Source organism: Opitutaceae bacterium (genome assembly GCA_015075305.1).
Classification (GTDB): domain Bacteria; phylum Verrucomicrobiota; class Verrucomicrobiia; order Opitutales; family Opitutaceae; genus UBA6669.
The window spans coordinates 738,193-755,546 of sequence record JABTUS010000001.1 but is presented as its reverse complement, the minus strand read 5'-3'; the positions used below and the strand labels follow the sequence as shown (position 1 = coordinate 755,546).

Below are 17,354 nucleotides of genomic sequence, written 5' to 3'. Positions count from 1 at the left end.
AATGAATGTCATGAGCGACCCGCTTGTTTATTGGTCACTGTGATGCCGGCGGGGCGAGGCGCAGAAATTCGAGATAGAGCGAGGTGGCACGAGCGAGTTCCTGGCGGTCGAGGAACTCGTCCTTGGTGTGAGCCTGCGCGATGTCACCGGGACCCAGGACGACAACCTGGGCACCTGCGGCCGCGTAGTGACTGGCATCGGTGGCCGCGCAGAGGCCGATGGCGGTGGCGTCGATACCCAGTTTTTCCAGCGCAGGAGTAATCCATCCATGCAGCCTGGAGGAGTTCTCGGGCGGGAGCGGTGGTGCCAGAAATTCCTGGTCATTCTCCACCTGCAGCCCCTCGAGGGCGCGATCGCGTTCCGCCAGCACCTGCGCCAAGGTTTCACCGGGAATCAGGCGACGATCACACAGGATCTCGCAATAGTCGGGTATGATGTTCACCGCGCTTCCGCCCCGGATGACATTGATGCTGGCGGCGGCGCGGCCTGTGAGCGGGAACTCGCGGACCGCCAGGGGGATCATTTTGGATTCAAGCGCCGAAACAACGGCCATCATGGCATGAATCGCGGAGCGGCCCTTCGTGGGATCCGACGAGTGGGCGGCGACTCCGCGCGTGATCGTTCTCCAGCGAAGCGCTCCATTGTGCGCAACAACGGGGCGAAATTGCGTGGGCTCCCCAACCACAATTCCAATCAGCGGAAAGAAGGACTGAAGGTCATGTGCCGCGAACGCCTGTGCGCCGGACATGCCAGCCTCCTCGTCAACAACAAAAACGACGCCGGCGTTCAGCCGACGTCCTGGCTGCGCTCCGAAGGTTTTGAGCGCCCAAAGCATGGCTGCTCCGGAGCCCTTGGTATCGCAGGTGCCCCGGCCATGAAGCCGCGAGCCATTGACCGTAATCCGCAGGGGAGGGATGGTCATTCCCTCCAGACTTACGGTGTCCAGGTGGCTTTCAAAAAGCAGCCATGCGGCATCGGGCAGTGGGGGCAGGGTGACGATAAGATTGTATTCACCTTTGGATACCTCCCGCCTTGTGGTGTGCATGCCCCACGCGTGTGCGATCCTCTCGAGATGGGCGGCCAGGCGCGCCTGCCCGTCCGCCGGTCCGCCATGATCGGGATTTACGGTATCGAATGACACCATGTGGGTCAGAAGCGCTTCGCAGGTCTGGGGAATTTCGTGCATGGGTCCGAGATGCGCAGGATAGCAGAGGCGCAGAGGCATTCGAGACCAATCCTTCCACCCGAAAAGCCGTTTCACTGGCGCATGGCAGGTGCGATACGGGGTCTACGGAAATCCGCGTGATTTCCTCAAGTCCCGACAATTGTCCCCAGATAATCGTGGATCGGGAAAAGCGGATCAACCGAGTTTCAGCTCCCGGTGAACCTGCTCGATGCAAGCCGCGATGTAATCGGCATCATCGAGGGTGGTGCGCCAGCCGAGAGGCAGGGCGACAAAACGGGAGGTGAGGTCTTCGGTTCGCGGGAAGTCCTCCACCCGGTAGCCGGGTGCCGGCCAGGGGGTCATTTCCCGGAAGGGGGAAAGGGCCGGGTGTGCCGCGAGACCGGTTTTGACGTAGTCGCGGCGATATTGGGGGTAGGTTCCGGTGCGCTGCTGGCACCAGACGTTGAGTGCGTCCAGCCTTGTGCGGAACGCTGCGCTGAAGTCGGGTGATTTCGTGTAGAAATAGAGTTCGAATCCGAAGTCGCCATCCGGATCAGCCATGGGCCTCTGCTCCAGCCCGGACAGCGCCTGGATCCGTGGCGCGATGCGCGCCTTCAGGGCGCGGCAATGGTCGCGAATCCGATCCAGCTTGCGGAGCTGGGCGAGAGCGACTGCGGCCGTGAGTTCCGACATGCGATACTGGCCGCCGACGAAGGCGGGCTCGCGGGGAGGAAGGATTGTGGCGTGATGATTCCGGTAGAGTCCGAGATCGTGCAAACGCACCGCTCGTTCGTACAAGCGAAGGTCGCGGGTAACCACGAGACCTCCCTCACCGGCGGTCATGGGTTTGTTGTGCTGGAAGCTGAAAATGGCGGCGTCACTCCAGGTTCCGACCCGCCGACCCTTGAAGGTTGCTCCCGGAGCTTCGGCGCAATCTTCGATCACGAACAGCCCGCGGCGATGGGCGGCGTGCTCGATCGCGAGCATGTCGGCCGGCGCTCCCTGAAAATGAACGACGATGACGGCCTTGGTGCGGGGGGAGTGCAGGCGCGCTATTTCCGCGGGATCAATGCAGAGCGACGCATCGATCTCCGCCAGCACGGGACGCGCGCCGCAGCGCACAACGGCGGTGAAACACGAAATCCAGCTCCAGGCCGGCACGATGACCTCGTCCCCGGGGCCGATGCCTGCTGCCCCCAGCACAATCTCCAGCGCCGCGGTTCCACTGCTGACCGCGAGGGCGTGGGAAACGCCGAAGCGGTCGCACACCTCGCGTTCCAGGGTTGCCGCCACAGCGGGTGGGCGCGCGGGATCATTGCCGTAGTAACGGAACAACTCCTGGCGTCGCAGAACCTCAAGGGCAGCGGCTTCCTCCTCCGCTCCGATGGCGGCGGCACCGAGTCCGGGCTGGGGGCGTGGGCGGAGGGTTGTCACGGAGGGAGAAGGATTCCGGAGTGTTGCATGGCGGAGTTAGGGGTCAGCCTAATGTTTGGTGAAACCACAAACATTAGAGGCTGACTCCTCTGGTCGAGGAGCGCTGCAGGGCGGCAACAAGATTGTCGGTGTGAAAGACAAAACCGAACTCGAGGAAACGCGCCAGAGTGCGGCGTTTTCGAGCTCGTCCCTCGCGGTTTCGCGGTTCTCCACCGCGGTGACCGCCTCTTGAACCGTCGAGCAGATGAAGCCATACCTGCGCATGTCGACCATGCCGCCTGGCGACATCAGCAGGCACCAATTGATGGCGAAGCCGATGTAGATGAGATGATTGATGCCTCGTTGGATGCACGCGTCCGCCAACTGGACTCCGTTCTCAGCAATGCATTCGCTCCCGACCGGGTGTGCCTGCGGTGCAAAATCCATCCGGGCGAATCCCGCTTCAACATCCCCCCGGTTGTGATCGCCTGTGAACACATTTTTCGAACGGAACGCCTCCAATTCAATCGAAACCCGATCGGGAACGGCACGGTGCAAGACGTGATCCACAGCGGCAGCGTTGCGGCCCTGGTATCCGGGCAGATGCGAATAGTAGTCTCGGCCGCCCACGACGTGCATCACCGGCATGCCTCCGGCGCGCGCAGCAGCGAGCAGGGGAGGGAAGACATCCTGCAGAATCTGCCTCGCCCGCGGCTGGTATTCGACAGCCCGCTCCCATCCGGGATATTCGCCCGGAAGTCCGCAGTCCCAGGCGTGCATCACGACGAGTGCGGTGTGTTCCCGGGAGACCTCCACGACGCCGCGCCGCCAGCCGCCGTAGCCTTCCGCCGGGACAGGAATGGAAGGATTGGCGTCGAACTGCTGGTAGTAGTCGGTGGAAAGGGAAATCGCGGCCATGTCACGATGGTGTCGCCCGCCCGAGGCGGCCGGGCGGCGCAGCCAACCGTGGCGACGAGGAGCAGTCCCGCAACAAGATTGTGCCGCGCGGGTGCCAGTTCCGAGGAAGGGAGGAAGGTGCACGCGATCAGGACGCCGCCGAGCACGAGGGAGGTGACGCCTATGACGCCATAGACGGAGAGGCTGCCGGACGAATGGTGAGGCACCGGTGGCACGGGAGTTCGCAGGTCGGCGTCGAGTCGCTGCAGCTCGGCGTGGCGGGGATCCTCGGCTCGATACCAGCGCGCCGAGATCCCGAAGACGAGCGAGGTGACCACGGCCTCGCAGAGTATGTTTCTCGCGAGCGGGTTCTCCTTCCAGACGCCGAGGAGCATGAGCGTGATGGCGACGATCAGCGCGGCGCTGCAGGAAGCCATGCCGGACCACCAGGGGGTCTTGCGGAAGATCATGCCGAGGGCGACGGGCATCATGAATGCCGCCGTGAGCGAATAGTACTGCAGTGCGAAATCAAACGCACCGCCGTAGCGGGGAATGTAGAACGCCACGGCGATGCCGAGTATGCCGACGACGGCCATCGTGGCCTGGGCGACACGCAGTTGATTGCGGTCGCCGGGCGTGGTGCCCTTCCAACGCTTGTGGAGCGGGACATAGATGTCGCGCGTGGTTGTCGCGGCGAGCCAGTTGAACGCATCGTTGGCCTGTCCGAGCGTGGCTGAAAGCACAGCGGAAACCACAAAGCCGATCAGCCCGTGGGGAAGCAGCAGCAGGGCGAGGGAAACGTAGGAGGCCTCCGAGGGATCGCTGAGCGTTGGCCACAGCTTGCCGATGTCGGGAAAGATGACGCGTGCTGCGAGGACCGGGAGGATCCAGAGAAGCGGGCCGAGCAGGGAAAGCACGGCGCAGAGCAGCGCCATCTTTCGCGCACCCTGTTCATCCGGCACGCTGTAGTAGCGCTGCCCGAGATGCCAGGCGACATTGTAGCCGAGCATGCAGTTGATGAAGAAGCCGAGAAGGAACCAGGGGTCGGCAGCGTTCCCTTGCAGGGTGAAGAAGCCCTCAGGCACCTCGGCAATCAGACGCTCGAATCCCTTCAGGATGCCACCGCCATGTCCGGAGCCGAGGTAGCTGTAGGAAACGGGAAAGATGATGACCGTCATGACGAGGATGATGATGGATTGCACGGCATCCGAGAGAACAGCCGCCCAAAGCCCGCCGACCACCGTGTAGACCACCATGATCACGCCGGTGCAGAGAATGGAGAGTTGAAGTCCGCTGAGCTCGAATCCGAGCACATTGAATTCGCGTCCGCCGAAACCGAGCGCGGTCGAAATGAAGATGCACAGGATGTAGAGTCCCTGTCCGATGCCGACGACCTGGGGAACGATTGCCGTGACCGAGTAGAAGTAGGTCGTCGACGGGGAGTAACGGCGCGTCAGAAACTGCAGCGGTGAATCGAGCCTTGCGCGGCGCCAGATCCGCGCGAAGTAGAAGTAGCCGACGATGTAGGCCCACGTTGCCATCGTGAAGACGAGGGCCGCGCCTATGCCGGTCTTGTAGGTGAAGCCCGCGGCTGCGACGAACATGAATGCCGAGAAGCCGGAGACCCAGTTGGAAAGGCCGGCGAGCACCCACGGGATCTGCCCACCCGCCTTGAAGTAGTCGTCGGTGCCGCGGTTTTTTCGAGCGGCATAGAAACCCACGAAAATCACGATCGCGAAGTAGAGGCCGATCAATGCGTAGTCGTAGGCATTGACCGTATTGAAGGTCGGCATGGGGATGGCGGGGTGTGGCGGAGCGAGGGATGATGAAAGGGGGACGTCAGAGCAGGATGCTGTTGGGTGCCGGTTCAGGGATTGTGATCGATGGGATCACCGGGTTCCTGGAAGTGCGTCTTGTAGGTCTTGTCGCTCGCGGCGAGCTTGAGGAACGTGTCGAGCGGCACCACTTCCGGTTTTTCCGACAGACGCCCGAAGATGTCGGCGACCTTTTCGACCGTGTTGGTTTCCCGCACATGCATGAGCAGGAAGTAGGGCCGCTTCGGATTCATGCGGATCAGCTCCTCAAGATCCGCCGCGGCCTCCTCCAGCGGACGGGAGACGTCGAGGTAGTAGTCGTAGCTCAGAAACGGTTTTCCATTCCTCAGATCGAAGGTGTGGGCGGATCCGTAGCCGTTGATGAAGCCGAACACATCGGGGAACTGCTGGTAGTAGCGGTCGACGAGTTCCTTCGGCAGGTCGGTGTTGCCGACATGACGATTGCCCTCGGAGTAGTCCATGATCTCCATGACGTGCAGGTCGAGCTGCGACATCAGATTCCGCGCCTTGGCCATGAGTGCGGGAAACTTGTCGACCGGAATGGCCTGGGGATACATGTAGCCGGGACCGGAGAGTCCGCCGATGAAGTAGTCGTTCGGAGTCTTGCTCTCGTAGAAGTACTGGAGCGCCGGGGGATTGATCCAGATCCAGTTCATCAACACCTGCCAGTTGTAGGGAATTTTTCCACGGCCGGGCTTGGTCCATGCGCCTATGCCCATGGAGTCCGTGGAGACGGCGCAGATATAGACTTTCTTGTCTGCCTTCAGAACCGTGTCGGCCTTGACATGATTGTTGTTCGCGAAATGGAAGTCCGGCGTGAGGGGAATCTGCGACGTGAACGAGACATTCGGCAGGTTGTGGAGTCCCTCCATGATCAGGCCGAAATTGCTCGTCAGGGTCGTGTGCTGGCCTTCGGTGTCCTTGGCGTAGGAGTGCCATCCCAGCACGACGCTGGCCGGGTTCTGGGCGCCGAGAAACTTTTTCAGCAAAGCCAGCTCATCGGGGTGTTTTGGATTTGCCGAGAGGTCGGCGAAGAATGCGCGCTGTTGGATGCCGAAATCGGCGATGCCTGGCTGCATCTCCATGCCGGAATGTCCGCCCATCACGACGTAGTAGTCGCGCGAGCAGCGCGCACCGTACTCGTCATACACGCTGGCGTAGATGACATGATCGGGCTGGCCGGTGAAGCGGCCGCGCAGATCGACGACGGGCTTCAGGCCGTGTTTCGCCGCGAGCGGCAGCAGATCCTCGTTCACGACGAGCAGATCCTCGACGCCGGCAATCGTGAAGGCGACAATCAGGGATGTGCGCACATTCCTGTCCCAGACGACGCAGCCCTTTGCATGGCGGGCGAACTTTGAAAGCGCGGCGTCAGCGTCATCGAGTCCAAGCCGGTCGAACTTCATGCCGTGACGGCGTTCGAGGAATCCTTCCAGCGGCCTGACGATCTCCCACTGCCAGTCGGCGGGATATTCGAGATAGAGGCGGGGCGATTCTCGGTTGGCGAGTCCCTGCAGCGAAATCAGCAGCGTGTGCACCGGGAGGTCGCCGTCGAGACGCCAGTTCCCGGAGAGCGGCACGATGGTCGCCGACGCGGGGGCGCGATCGACGCGGTGCGGGGCGTGCTGGCCGAAGCAGGACCAGGTGGCTGCGAAAAGCGCGGTTGTGAGACAGAGGCGAAGGAAGGTCGGTCGATTCATGGCGCGGACTGGTTGGTTTGTGAGGAGGCGACGCGCTTGAAGACGTAGACGATCGGCCGGTCCCGGGTGCTTCGGAGTTCGGTGAGCGTGAGTTCCTCGCCGTTGATCGAGACCTTGTAGTCGCTGAGCACGTTGAGCGCACGATCACCCTGCTGCGTGCTGAGGACGAAGTCCGAGGTCACCCGCAGGATTCGCCCGTCGTCGACCCAGTGCGCCGACACGCGCTTCTTCTTTCCGCCGCTGACGGCGGCTCCCAGGTGTCGGTTGTCCGGCCAGTAGTTGAAGGGCAGGGTGACTAGCTTTCCGGTGGTCGGAAAGGCGGCCTTGTCCTCGAACACGCGACGGCCGTTGGCGAACCGGCGCTCAACAGTCGCCGATTTCCCGGCGATCAGAATCGTCAGGTCGTACTCCTTCCATGGGCTGAGATCGGTGCTCTGCGTTGGATCGATGCGCCACGAACCGGAAAGCGGCGACGCAACTGCCGCCTGCAGGCAAGGGGCCAGGGAGGCGAACAGGAGAAGCTGGAGGCTTCGGTACAAGTTGAGGAAATGCATGTGAGTGGGCCGGGAAGGCGCGGTGACGGCGCCGGGTGGCGCGCGGTCGCAGCGGTGTTGTCAGTTTCCGAGGAGAACGGCTCCGGAGTGGGCGTCGAAGATTGTGGTGCTGCGCGGAGGCAGGGTGATTGGAAGGATCTTGCCGTTGGGAAGTCGCAGCGTGCGTGCGCCGCCGTCCGCCGTGTGCACCATGAGCAGCCCATCGCCGTGAATTGTAGCGTCGTCGTGATCGTTCATCACATGGCAGCCGGCGCGGCGTCCCAGTGCACGCAGGACACCCGGCGAATTGGGGCAGATGCCGAACGACCACCAGGTGACCCCGGCTTCCTCGCGCCAGGCCGCGCTTGCGCTTCCGTCGGACCAGCGGCCCGCAACGTGGCTTTCGGGAACGTCGTAGGCGGGCACGAACTTGGGCGGTTCGAGCGTCTGGTCCTCGGCCGCGCCGTCGAGTGAGAGACGCGAGGTTGGCTCGGCGAGTTCGCGGCCGGAGGTGAGAATGCCGCTGACGGCTGTGGCCAGATGTGCGCCGATTTCGTTCCCGTTGCTCCATCCGACATAGCCGGTCAGGACAACATGGCGGCCGCTTCCAGCCACGCGGGCAAGGATGAGTTTGCGCTGCTCGTCGTCGAGCACGACGGTCGAACCGAAAATCACGAGCCTGTAGGCGGAGAGATCGATCGTGGCCAGCTCGCCTATCAGCGCCTCGTCAAACATGAGGCCCGAGCGATAGAGTCCCTCAAGCAGGCCGTCCATGCCGCGCCCGGTGAAGGGATTTGGTCCAACGGGAGGCTGGTCGCCGAACTTGAAGCCCTCGAGCGACCAGCGTCTGGCCACGGTATGGCAGAACGACCAGGGATCATGGATCACCAGGACATCGGTCGGACGATGGAAGGGCTGCCCGTGGCGCGCCTGCGCTATCTGGCGGATGAGCTTGATTTCCGCCGCGAAACGGGGGTGGTCCCACCAGCCGACATTGCCGTAGCCGACGAAATCGGGCGTGCCTCCAATGATCCCGAAATCGAACCACCACTGGCCGCCACCGCGCAGCACCGGCATGATGGAGTTGCGGCGGAGGAAGGCGATGTCGTCCTCGATGGTGGAGCGCAGGCTGCGGTCCCAGGGACAGCCGACAGGCGAGGTGCCGTGGTCGTTCTCGTCGAGCCAGAGTTTTCCCGCGCGACGCACCGCGCCCGTGATCCCGCGGCCGTGACCGGAACCGCCCATGGCGCGCACGGAGGTGGTGTAGGATGCGGGCGAGCAGAGACAGTCCAGGTGCGGCGAGGCGAGGACCTTGTCGTGGGCGAGGTGGCTGCCGGCGGCGTTGCGGGCAAACTGGCCGTAGAAGTAGCCCTGAAACGCTGCCGTGACAATCGGACGCGGCCACGAGCGTTTCACCGTGGTGGCGAGATCGAGAAGCGCGTCCGCCATTGTGGAATGCAGCCAGGTAAAGTAGTCGATCAAGTCGCGGCGCGTGCGTGGATCGCGCAGCGGACCCAGGTCGGCCTGCTCGCGGGACGGCGAGTCCGGCGGAACGACGGCATCGATCCGCTGGCCGGGGCGATTCCATGCGAGCGCAAGTTTTTCATCCGACTGGTAGCGATTGCGCAGCCAGGCGCGGAAGGACTGCGTGGCGGCGACGCCGGTGTCGGGGTCGTGATGCAGGAAGCCGAACTGGTGCCATTCGCCATAGAGACCGTAGGCGAGGTGGATGCCGAAAACGGCTCCTCCCTCGGGCGTCGCGCCAAACTGACGGCAGAAGTCCGCGAGGTGTCCGTTCGCCCAGTCGAGCCACTTGCGCGAGGCAAAACTCGCGCGCGCCGGCCTGCCGCCGTCCGTGGCGATGGGGCGTTGCAGTCCCCAGGGCGCGGGCTCCTCAACCGGTCCGTCAGCGTAGCCCACGCACTCGTCGGGGTTCTGCTCGATCCACCAGCGCGGGGCGTTGGGGTGAAGCCGGAACATGACGGCTGCCTTGGGATTCCGCTCGAGAGCGCCAGCCACTTGTTTCCGTGCGATCGTGAAGTCGAGCGCCGCCCCGGGACCGGCGAGCATGTCGTCGATCCACAGGTCAAGCTCCACGAGGTCGACGCCCTGCTGTCCGAAGAGCTCAATATTGCGACCGGGGACCTCCTCCCACGAGCGGCGGCCGCCGGGGCAGTCGGTCAGCGCGTAGATCAGCGGGGCGTGCGCGACGCCGTTGATCAGCAGCGTCGGACGGCCGGCGAGCATTTTGACGGAGGACGAGAGGGGGGGACGGGACATGATGGTCGTTGATTTCCTGTACGAATGTTTTGGATTGTAGTGCCTTGGCGGATACGGTCCGCCTGGATCAGGCGATGGTTATGACCGGGAGCGTGGTTGCAGGGTCGATGGTCACGTCGATCCTGCGACCGCGATGGGATCCCGTCACCCGCCAGATCCCGCGTTCCTCGACGGCACGAAGCTTTTCGGACGGGTGCTTGTCGCCGGTTGGCTGCGCGGCGGCGACGGTGAGGAGGACGTGCGAGGTTGCGGGTGCCGAGACCGCCTCGACGAAGGGAAACACGCCCTCGGACTCCGGCAGGTCGAGCCTGAGAGAAGAGCAGGCGATCGACCCGCGGGAGTGAACACTGGCGTCAAGGCTGGCGAACGGGCGTGTTATGCGGAAGGAGCTGCCGCTGGCGGTGGCGGAGCCATTGCCCTCGTCGTTGTAAACCTGATAACGGAGCTGCACAGGCTCGGCCTTGGAAAGCGTGACGCGATCCAGCATGAGCAGCACGTCCGGCTTGAGGTAGACGAGGGTGCGATCGATGCGCTGCACCTCGGGCAGGACGAGGGAATAGGCCTCCGTGGCGTCGCTCGTGACCGTCATCCAGTCGGGTCCGGTCATGAAGGACTGGACATGCGCCCAGGCCCAGGACGCGTTGGTGCCCTCGTGGCCGTCGTGGTACTGGTGTCCCTGGCCGTTGAGCAGGACGGCGGTGTGGGCAGCCGTGAGGCGCAGCTTCCAGCGCGGGATGGTGTAGGAGTAGCCGGCGCGGAAGGGATCGTGAAAGAGACGTTCGCCGTACGCCATGAAGATGACGCTGTTGCGGTCTGCGTGCTCGTGGTTTCCCGGGCCGCCGCTGCGCAGCGCGACGACGCAGTCGCTGGCGGTCCAGCCGGTTCGCGAGATCACAATGTCGTTGGAAAGCCGGATGTTCAGCAGCGCTGGCTCGGGCGGACGGGAGGGGGCCTTGGCGTCGAACCAGATGAAGCCGAAGTGCGAGGTCATCGCCCCGATGTTCAGCGCGCAGTATTGGGCGAGGGGATCGTGGTGGGTGCGGCTGACCCAGGAGGCGATTGCAAAGTCGCTGGTGGTGAGTGCATCGCTGAAATTGACGATATCCTTAGCGGGATCGACCTTCAGCGTTGGGGTGACGATGTTGTTTGGAGAGCGTGCGGGGTTGAACCCTCCACCCTTGGTCGGCATGGAGAAGGCGAGCGCGTAGCGGATGGTGCCGGGGTAGTTGATGAGATTGCGGTCGTCGATGCCGAGCCGCCGCCAGAGTGTCTCGGCGAAGAGCGCCAGGTGCATCGTGGTGTATCCCCAGTAGCTGGCGCCCTCATCGTACGCGCCGTCGGAGCCGTACATTGTGGAGAACGCCTTGGCGCTCGAGCGGGCCATGTCGAGCCATTGTGTCGCCTGCGGGTGGCGGCCGTGCAGCAGGGTCGCGGCGATGCCGAGGGCTGCGACGGGGATGATCTTCAGGTTGGTGGCGTTCAGGATGAGCGGCCAGCGTGCGAGGCTGACGCGAAAGGCCTGAGGATAGTCATCCTCCGGATCGAAGCCCCAGCCCTTGACGCGGTCGGGGAACTTCATGCCGTAGAGCGTGGTGAAGCAGGCCGGCGCGCCCTTTGTCGCGATGGCATGCTCGATGTCGGCGATCTCCTTTTCGGTGAGCGCGCCGCGGAGGAAATCCAGGGCGTAGGCGAGGCAAATGGTCGCTTCAGGAGCGCGCTGCAGACCCATGACGGTTTTTCCGCCCTCCAGGAAGTAGTCCCATTTTGGATACTCTATGATCTTGCCGATCGCGAGCTTTGCCACGGCAAGGTGCGCTGGATCCTGGTTGACGGCATACACGAAGGAGGACCGCTCGGCAATCAGCCGGCAGCGCATCATGTCGGCGACGTGGTTGTTGAAGCGCACCTGATTCTTTAGAAATTCGGTGTCCGCCGCGAGGTCCGCACCCGTCAATTCAGCCCAGAGGCTGGTGAAGCGCGGGTGGCGGGTGTTGGCGCGGATGCGCGGCAGGTCCGACTCGTCGAACAGCAGTCCCCGGGTGGATGACGGAGCGGTCGATTCGGATTCAGCGGCGGGCAGATTGAGGCGGGCGAGGGGGAGCGAAGCGGTGATGACCGCGGAGTTTCTGAGGAACGTGCGACGGGAGGAGCTCATGTTGTTCGGGGGGAAACAGGATTACTTGCGATAGCCTTCAAAATGCTTCGGATCCTCGGGGTCCTGGTAGCGGGTGGTGTAGGTCTTGCTGCTCGCGGCGAGCTTGAGAAAGACATCCAGTGGAACGATCTCGACGGGACCGTCGAGCTGCTTCACGACCTCGACGAGGCTGTTGACGTCGTTGGATTCGCGGACGTGAACGAGAAGGAAGTAGGGGCGCTTCGCGTTGAGGGCGATGAGCTCGTTGAGATCGGCCGCAACCTCGGACCTGGGGCGGCGCGGGTCGATGTAGTACTCGTACGAGATCATCGGCCGCGTGTCGCGCAGGTCGCGCGTGCGCGCCGGACCGTAGCCGTTGATGAAGCCGATGACATCGGGAAATGCGGCGTAGTAGCGGTCGACGGTTTCCCTGGTAAGATCGGCGTTGCCGACATTTCCATCGGCGGCGGAATTGTCCATGATCTCCAGCGCCTGCTCGTCGAGCTCGGCCATGAGCCTGCGCGCCTCACGCATGAGACCGGGAAACTTGTCCGCGGGAATGTGGTTGGGATACATGTAGCCGGGTCCGCTGAGTCCGCCGATGAAGTAGTCATTCGGCGTGGCGCTCTCATGAAAGTATTCGAGCGCGGCGGGTGAGAACTTCGTCCAGTTCATGGTGACCTGCCAGGCGAAGGGGAGTTTCCCCCGGCCCGGCTTGGTCCACACGCCGATGCCGATGCTGTCGGACTGGACGAACGAGAGGTAGACCTTTTGTTCAGCCACGAGCCGGGCGTTCCTTGCGACGTTGTGGTTGTTGGTGAACTTGAAGCCGGGCGTGAAGGTGAACTGGCAGTTGAAGGAGAGGTTGGGCAGATTGTGGAGTCCCTCCATCTTCAGGCCGTAGCTGGACAGCAGCGTGGTCCATTGCTCCTCGGTGTCCTTTCCGTACGAGTGCCAGCCGAAGACGGTCGCGCCGTCGTTGAGCTGGGTGAGGAGCTTTTGCGCCAGGGCGAGTTCCTCCGCGTGTTTGGGATTGGCGGAGAGATCGCTGAAGAACATGCGCTGCCGCACGCCCCAGTCCGCCATGCCGGGCATGCGCACGGCGCCGGCGTGGCCGCCCATGAGCATGAAGGCGTCGTGATTGCAGCGCGCCCAGTAGCGGCGCGCAGCGTCGCCGTAGATCTCGGCGTCGCTCTGGCCGTCATACCGACCGCGCAGGTCGTCGATCTTCTGAAGGCCGTGGCTCTCGGCGGCCGTGATCAATGCCGGAGTGACAACGAGTGCGTCGTCGAGCCCGGCGATTGTGAAGGCAACGTTCATTGTCGCCGGGACCGCGGGATCCCAGACGACGTAGCCGCGTGCGGCGCTGGCGAACCGGGTGAGTGCGTCGGCCGCGGTCTTGAGCTCGGTGAACTTCACGCCGTGCTTGCGCTCGTAGAAGGAGAAAAGCGGCGCGGTGATCTCCCATTGGTATTCGGGAGGATGGACGACGTAGAGCTGGGGTGACTGCCGGTTGGCGAGCCCCTGCAGGCTGAGCAGCATGACTTTCTCCGGGAGCCCGCCGGCGACTTTCCAGTCGAGGTCCCAGTGCATGACGTACGCGGGGCGCTCGGCCTGTGCGGCGGGAAGGCTGGTGCAGATTGAGAGAAGGGCGATGACAAGCAGACGGCGCATGGCTTATTTCTCCGGGTTGACCTTGGTGAAGCGGTACACGAGCGGCTGGGGGCGCGAGCTGTGAAGCTCGATGAGGACGAGCGACTGGCCGCCTTCAAGCAGCCGGTATTCGCTGTAGATGCGCATCATGGCCTCGCCCTGGGAGATTTCGACCGGCGTATCGGCTTCGAGGCGAAGCGTGCGGCCGCTGTCGATCCATGCGGCGCGCACCGTGGTTTTGCCTCCCTTCGCGGGATAGAGCGCCATGTGGCGCTGTTCTACCCGAAAGAATCCGGCGATGTTTTCGTCTTTCGTGGTGTCGATTGTATTGGTGGCGGAGTACCGCGTGGTCCGCCATTGCATGTCATGCCGCAGGTTCACGCGCGGATCCTCGCTTGTGATGACGAGATCCCACTGGCTCCAGCCGTCGAGCGCGGAGCTGCGCGCGGTGTCTAGCCGCCAGCGGCCGTCGAGCGGCGAGGCGGCGAAGGAGGCGATAGGCAGGAGGAAACCGAGCAATAGGAGGAGACGTGATCGAGGCATTGTGAAAATCGGTGTCATGGCGCGTCGCGGAATCGTAGCTTTTCGGCGTCCCGATCGAGGTAGGGAATGCCCCTGGTCATCCATTCCGGTGCGGGTGCGCCCTTGAGAAAGTGATCGAAGAACTGCCGCAGCCGTTTTCCGTAGTCCACCTGATCGGCGCGGCGGCGCAGGCCGTGGAGGGCATTGTTGTAGTTGAAAAGGTAGGCCTCCTTGCCGAGGCGGCGCAGGGCGAGGAAGAACTCGATGCCCTGCTGCCAGGGAACGGCGTCGTCGTGGTCGTTGTGCAGCAGGAGCAGCGGCGTGGTTATGCGGTCGGCGCCGAAAAGCGGGGAATTTTCGAGATAAAGCTGGGGAGCCTCGTTCAAAGGCCGGCCTATCCGGCTCTGGGTTTTCTCATACTGAAACTGGCGGGCGCGGCCCGAGGCCCAGCGAATGCCGGAGTACGCGCTTGTCATGTTGGAGACGACCGCGCCTGCGGCAGCGGCGCGGAAGAGCCCCGTCTGCGTCACCAGGTAGGCGATCTGGTAGCCGCCCCAGGAGTGGCCCTGGATGCCGATGGCATGTTCGTCGAGGAAGCCCCGCGCGAGGGTGGCTTCGACAGCGGGAAGCACGCATTTTACGGCGCTCGATCCGGGTTGACCGACGGAGTAGGCGATGTCCGGCATGAGCACGAGGTAGCCGTTGCTGGTGTAGATCGTGGGATTGACGAGCTGACTGGGCGCGGGGGGTGTGAAGACATGCACGATCTGCGACAGGCGCTCATAGATGTAGACGATGAGCGGGTACTTTTTCGAAGGATCGAAGTCGGCGGGTTTGTAGAGCGCGGCTGAGAGTTCGATGCCATCAGCGTTGCGGTAGGTCATCAGCTCCGCGCTGCCCCAGGCAAAGGTTTCCAGTTGTGCGCCGCCGTTGGACACCTTCGCGGGCGAGGCAAAGTCAGAGGTTGTGGTCAACAGGTCGGGAAATTCGTCGAAGCGCGAGGCGGTCAGCAGGAGGGTGTCGGTGTCCGCGGCGCGGCCGACGTAGCTGAGGTTCTTGTCCTCCCACAGGAGCCGTTCAGGCGCGGAGGTGGCGGTGAAGGTTGTGCGAAGGAATCCGGTTGCTCGGGTGACTTCGCTTTCTCCGCGCAGGATGATGGGTTTGGCGGGATCGACGCCGTGTTCATCGTCATCGGGGTCGACAGGCTCGATGTTTTGCAGGCGCAATTGAATCCTCTGGGCGCGGCCGTAGCCGGCTGTGATGTTTCTCGCCGGACGGCCGTCGGGGAACACCTGCCAGAGATCGAAACGATCGTAGAGGAGCACGGAGCCGCCGTCCTTCGTCCATCCGCCAAAACCGTAGGACGGCGGCTCACCTGGCATGTCGGCGAGTTCGTCGTGGAAGGCGACGGGAAGATTTGCGGTGAGCGGTGCAACGTTTGCCTTGGAAGTGTCGAAGGCGAACCACTGGCGGTTGGCGAACCAAACGATCCAGCGGCCGGAGGGAGACCAGTAGAGCGTGGATCGTTCTCCGAGTTCCCGTGCGATGAGCCTGCGCCGGCCGGTTGATGTGTCCACCAGCCAGGCATCCTGGCAGGTGCCGTCGTAGTCGTAGCGACGGCGGTAGGCGCGGTCGTCGTGACCGAATGCGCGGGAACCGTCGTCGCAAAGGGTGACGGTTGCGAGGGTTTCGTCGGCGAGTTGGGTGAAGCGACTTTCGGCAAGGTCCCAGGCGCCGACGTAGGCCCGCTTGCGTTCGCGCGCGGCGCGGGCCTTTTGCAGCGGCTGAATATAGTCGTCGTTCCAACGCCAGAGATCGGCCGTGACTTTTTCCTCGTCGAGCAATTCAGAGAGGCGTTTGTCGGGCTCCGGAAGAGCCGGCACCGTGGAGATCAGAAGTTTGGAGCCGTTGAATGCGAAGGAAGGGCTGGCGTTCTCGCTGACTATCCAGCCTGCGGGCAGACCGGGAGTTGATGGGCCCGCCACTGCTGCAGCGGCATTCGCTCCGCGCTGCCAGAGCCATGCGGTGAAGCGCGGGTGCTCCTTGTCGGCTTCCGCGCGGTTGGTGAGAAAAGCAAGGCGGGTCTGTTTGCGATCCCAGGTGAGTTTTTCGTAGCGGCTTGGTCCGCGTGCCAGCGCGATGGGCTCGGTGGCGTCGCCTGGGGTCACACAATAGACGCCGTTTTCTCCAGGTGTCTTTGAAGCGACGGCATAGATCAATGTGTGGCCGTCGCGTGCGAGGGAGTATTCGAGCACGTGAGGGAAAGTGCGTTCGGTGCCGGCGACGAGGTCGTGCAAAACGAGGTCAGTGCCCGTCTTCTTTGCGCCGTCCTTCTTGGTTTCGGAAGTGTCGTCTGAATCCCCGTCCTTGGTGCGGGTGGAATCGGGTGGAGCGTTCTTCAGGTAGGCGAGCCATGAGCCGCCCTTTGCCGGAACCTGGAAACTCTTCACGTCGTCGATGCGCGTCGCTTCAGCCGTTTCGAGATTGATTATGACGATTCCCTCGCGGGGGAGTTCGTCGGGCTTCTTTTTGGCGCGTTTTGCGGCGAGCGTGGCGGACAGGTCGGGAAACCGCGTTGCCACGGCGAAACGGCCGTCGCTCGTGAAGGTGATCGTCGCCTCGCGACGCGGGGCAGGGCGTTCGGGATTTTCCTCATTTGGAGTCGTGGGAGCTGGAGGAAGCGCACCGATGGGCACGCGCTGTTCGTGTCCGTCGGCCAGCCGGCGCAGCACGATTTCGCCGTCGCCGACCTGGGGCATGTAGGAGTAGGCCAGCCATGCTCCGTCACGTGTGAGGGTGGTGGATGCCAGTGAACGCCATGAATCGTCATCTGCGGGCGAAAGGGGTCTCCTTGCGATGGAATCCGCGAGTGGCAGCAGAAGGAGCAGCGAAAGAGACAAGCTATGCAGCCGAAGCATGGAGGGGGGTGGCGGTTGGTAGGTGATTGGACCGCGAGAAGTCGGGATTATTCGGGATTTCTTTCGGGAATGCCCGGGGTCAAAGCTGCGTTTAAGACATGCCAAGACTGCAACCCGGTAGATGCACCCGCTACATGCTGCGGATTGATGTCATGACCTCCATCTGACGCATTCAAGACGGTTGCCAAAGGGTCCCGGCGAGACTGAATGTACGCTGAGCTCGAATGCGAGAGGACGGAGCCGGATTGAAAAAAGGGCGGAGGCCATGCCTCCGCCCTTGCGTCTAAAGAGTCATGTAGGACAG

General features: G+C 63.2%; 10 protein-coding genes. All 10 read right to left on the bottom strand.

What is annotated here, in order from left to right; genetic code table 11:
• Nucleotides 1-34 precede the first annotated feature (34 nt).
• Nucleotides 35-1,186, bottom strand: a complete 1,152-nt coding sequence (locus tag HS122_03060) for a M20 family metallopeptidase (protein MBE7537378.1) — start codon at nt 1,184-1,186, stop codon at nt 35-37.
• 174 nt (nt 1,187-1,360) lie between these two features.
• Nucleotides 1,361-2,599 (bottom strand): DegT/DnrJ/EryC1/StrS family aminotransferase, encoded by a 1,239-nt coding sequence (locus tag HS122_03055; protein ID MBE7537377.1) that lies wholly within the window; start codon nt 2,597-2,599, stop codon nt 1,361-1,363.
• A 758-nt stretch (nt 2,600-3,357) separates the two neighbouring features.
• Nucleotides 3,358-5,268 (bottom strand): hypothetical protein, encoded by a 1,911-nt coding sequence (locus HS122_03050; protein MBE7537376.1) that lies wholly within the window; start codon nt 5,266-5,268, stop codon nt 3,358-3,360.
• 74 nt (nt 5,269-5,342) lie between these two features.
• The gene (locus HS122_03045) at nt 5,343-7,010 is read right to left on the bottom strand and encodes a hypothetical protein (protein MBE7537375.1); all 1,668 of its coding nucleotides are present in this window, start codon (nt 7,008-7,010) and stop codon (nt 5,343-5,345) included.
• On the bottom strand, nt 7,007-7,564 hold the full coding sequence (locus HS122_03040; protein ID MBE7537374.1) for a hypothetical protein: 558 nt from the start codon (nt 7,562-7,564) through the stop codon (nt 7,007-7,009). The genes HS122_03045 and HS122_03040 overlap by 4 nt, the downstream gene beginning before the upstream one ends.
• A 60-nt stretch (nt 7,565-7,624) precedes the next feature.
• The gene (locus tag HS122_03035) at nt 7,625-9,823 is read right to left on the bottom strand and encodes a hypothetical protein (GenBank protein ID MBE7537373.1); all 2,199 of its coding nucleotides are present in this window, start codon (nt 9,821-9,823) and stop codon (nt 7,625-7,627) included.
• Between the two features lie 67 nt (nt 9,824-9,890).
• Nucleotides 9,891-11,978 carry a heparinase II/III family protein gene (locus HS122_03030; GenBank protein ID MBE7537372.1) on the bottom strand — a complete coding sequence of 696 codons (2,088 nt, stop codon included), beginning with the start codon at nt 11,976-11,978 and terminating at the stop codon, nt 9,891-9,893.
• A gap of 21 nt (nt 11,979-11,999) precedes the next feature.
• A complete protein-coding gene (locus HS122_03025; protein MBE7537371.1) occupies nt 12,000-13,631 on the bottom strand; it encodes a hypothetical protein in 1,632 nt (543 codons plus the stop codon).
• 3 nt (nt 13,632-13,634) lie between these two features.
• Entirely contained in the window at nt 13,635-14,153 is a 519-nt protein-coding gene (locus HS122_03020; protein MBE7537370.1) for a hypothetical protein, read from the bottom strand.
• A gap of 14 nt (nt 14,154-14,167) precedes the next feature.
• Complete coding sequence (locus tag HS122_03015; GenBank protein MBE7537369.1) at nt 14,168-17,050, bottom strand: S9 family peptidase; 2,883 nt, start codon at nt 17,048-17,050, stop codon at nt 14,168-14,170.
• Nucleotides 17,051-17,354 lie beyond the last annotated feature (304 nt).

Bases quoted from the DNA above. Each gene is read 5' to 3' on its own strand.
- HS122_03020 (MBE7537370.1), bottom strand. From the start codon at position 14,153: ATGCCTCGATCACGTCTCCTCCTATTGCTCGGTTTCCTCCTGCCTATC.
- HS122_03045 (MBE7537375.1), bottom strand. From the start codon at position 7,010: ATGAATCGACCGACCTTCCTTCGCCTCTGTCTCACAACCGCGCTTTTC.
- HS122_03050 (MBE7537376.1), bottom strand. From the start codon at position 5,268: ATGCCGACCTTCAATACGGTCAATGCCTACGACTACGCATTGATCGGC.
- HS122_03060 (MBE7537378.1), bottom strand. From the start codon at position 1,186: ATGCACGAAATTCCCCAGACCTGCGAAGCGCTTCTGACCCACATGGTG.
- HS122_03025 (MBE7537371.1), bottom strand. From the start codon at position 13,631: ATGCGCCGTCTGCTTGTCATCGCCCTTCTCTCAATCTGCACCAGCCTT.
- HS122_03015 (MBE7537369.1), bottom strand. From the start codon at position 17,050: ATGCTTCGGCTGCATAGCTTGTCTCTTTCGCTGCTCCTTCTGCTGCCA.
- HS122_03040 (MBE7537374.1), bottom strand. From the start codon at position 7,564: ATGCATTTCCTCAACTTGTACCGAAGCCTCCAGCTTCTCCTGTTCGCC.
- HS122_03030 (MBE7537372.1), bottom strand. From the start codon at position 11,978: ATGAGCTCCTCCCGTCGCACGTTCCTCAGAAACTCCGCGGTCATCACC.
- HS122_03035 (MBE7537373.1), bottom strand. From the start codon at position 9,823: ATGTCCCGTCCCCCCCTCTCGTCCTCCGTCAAAATGCTCGCCGGCCGT.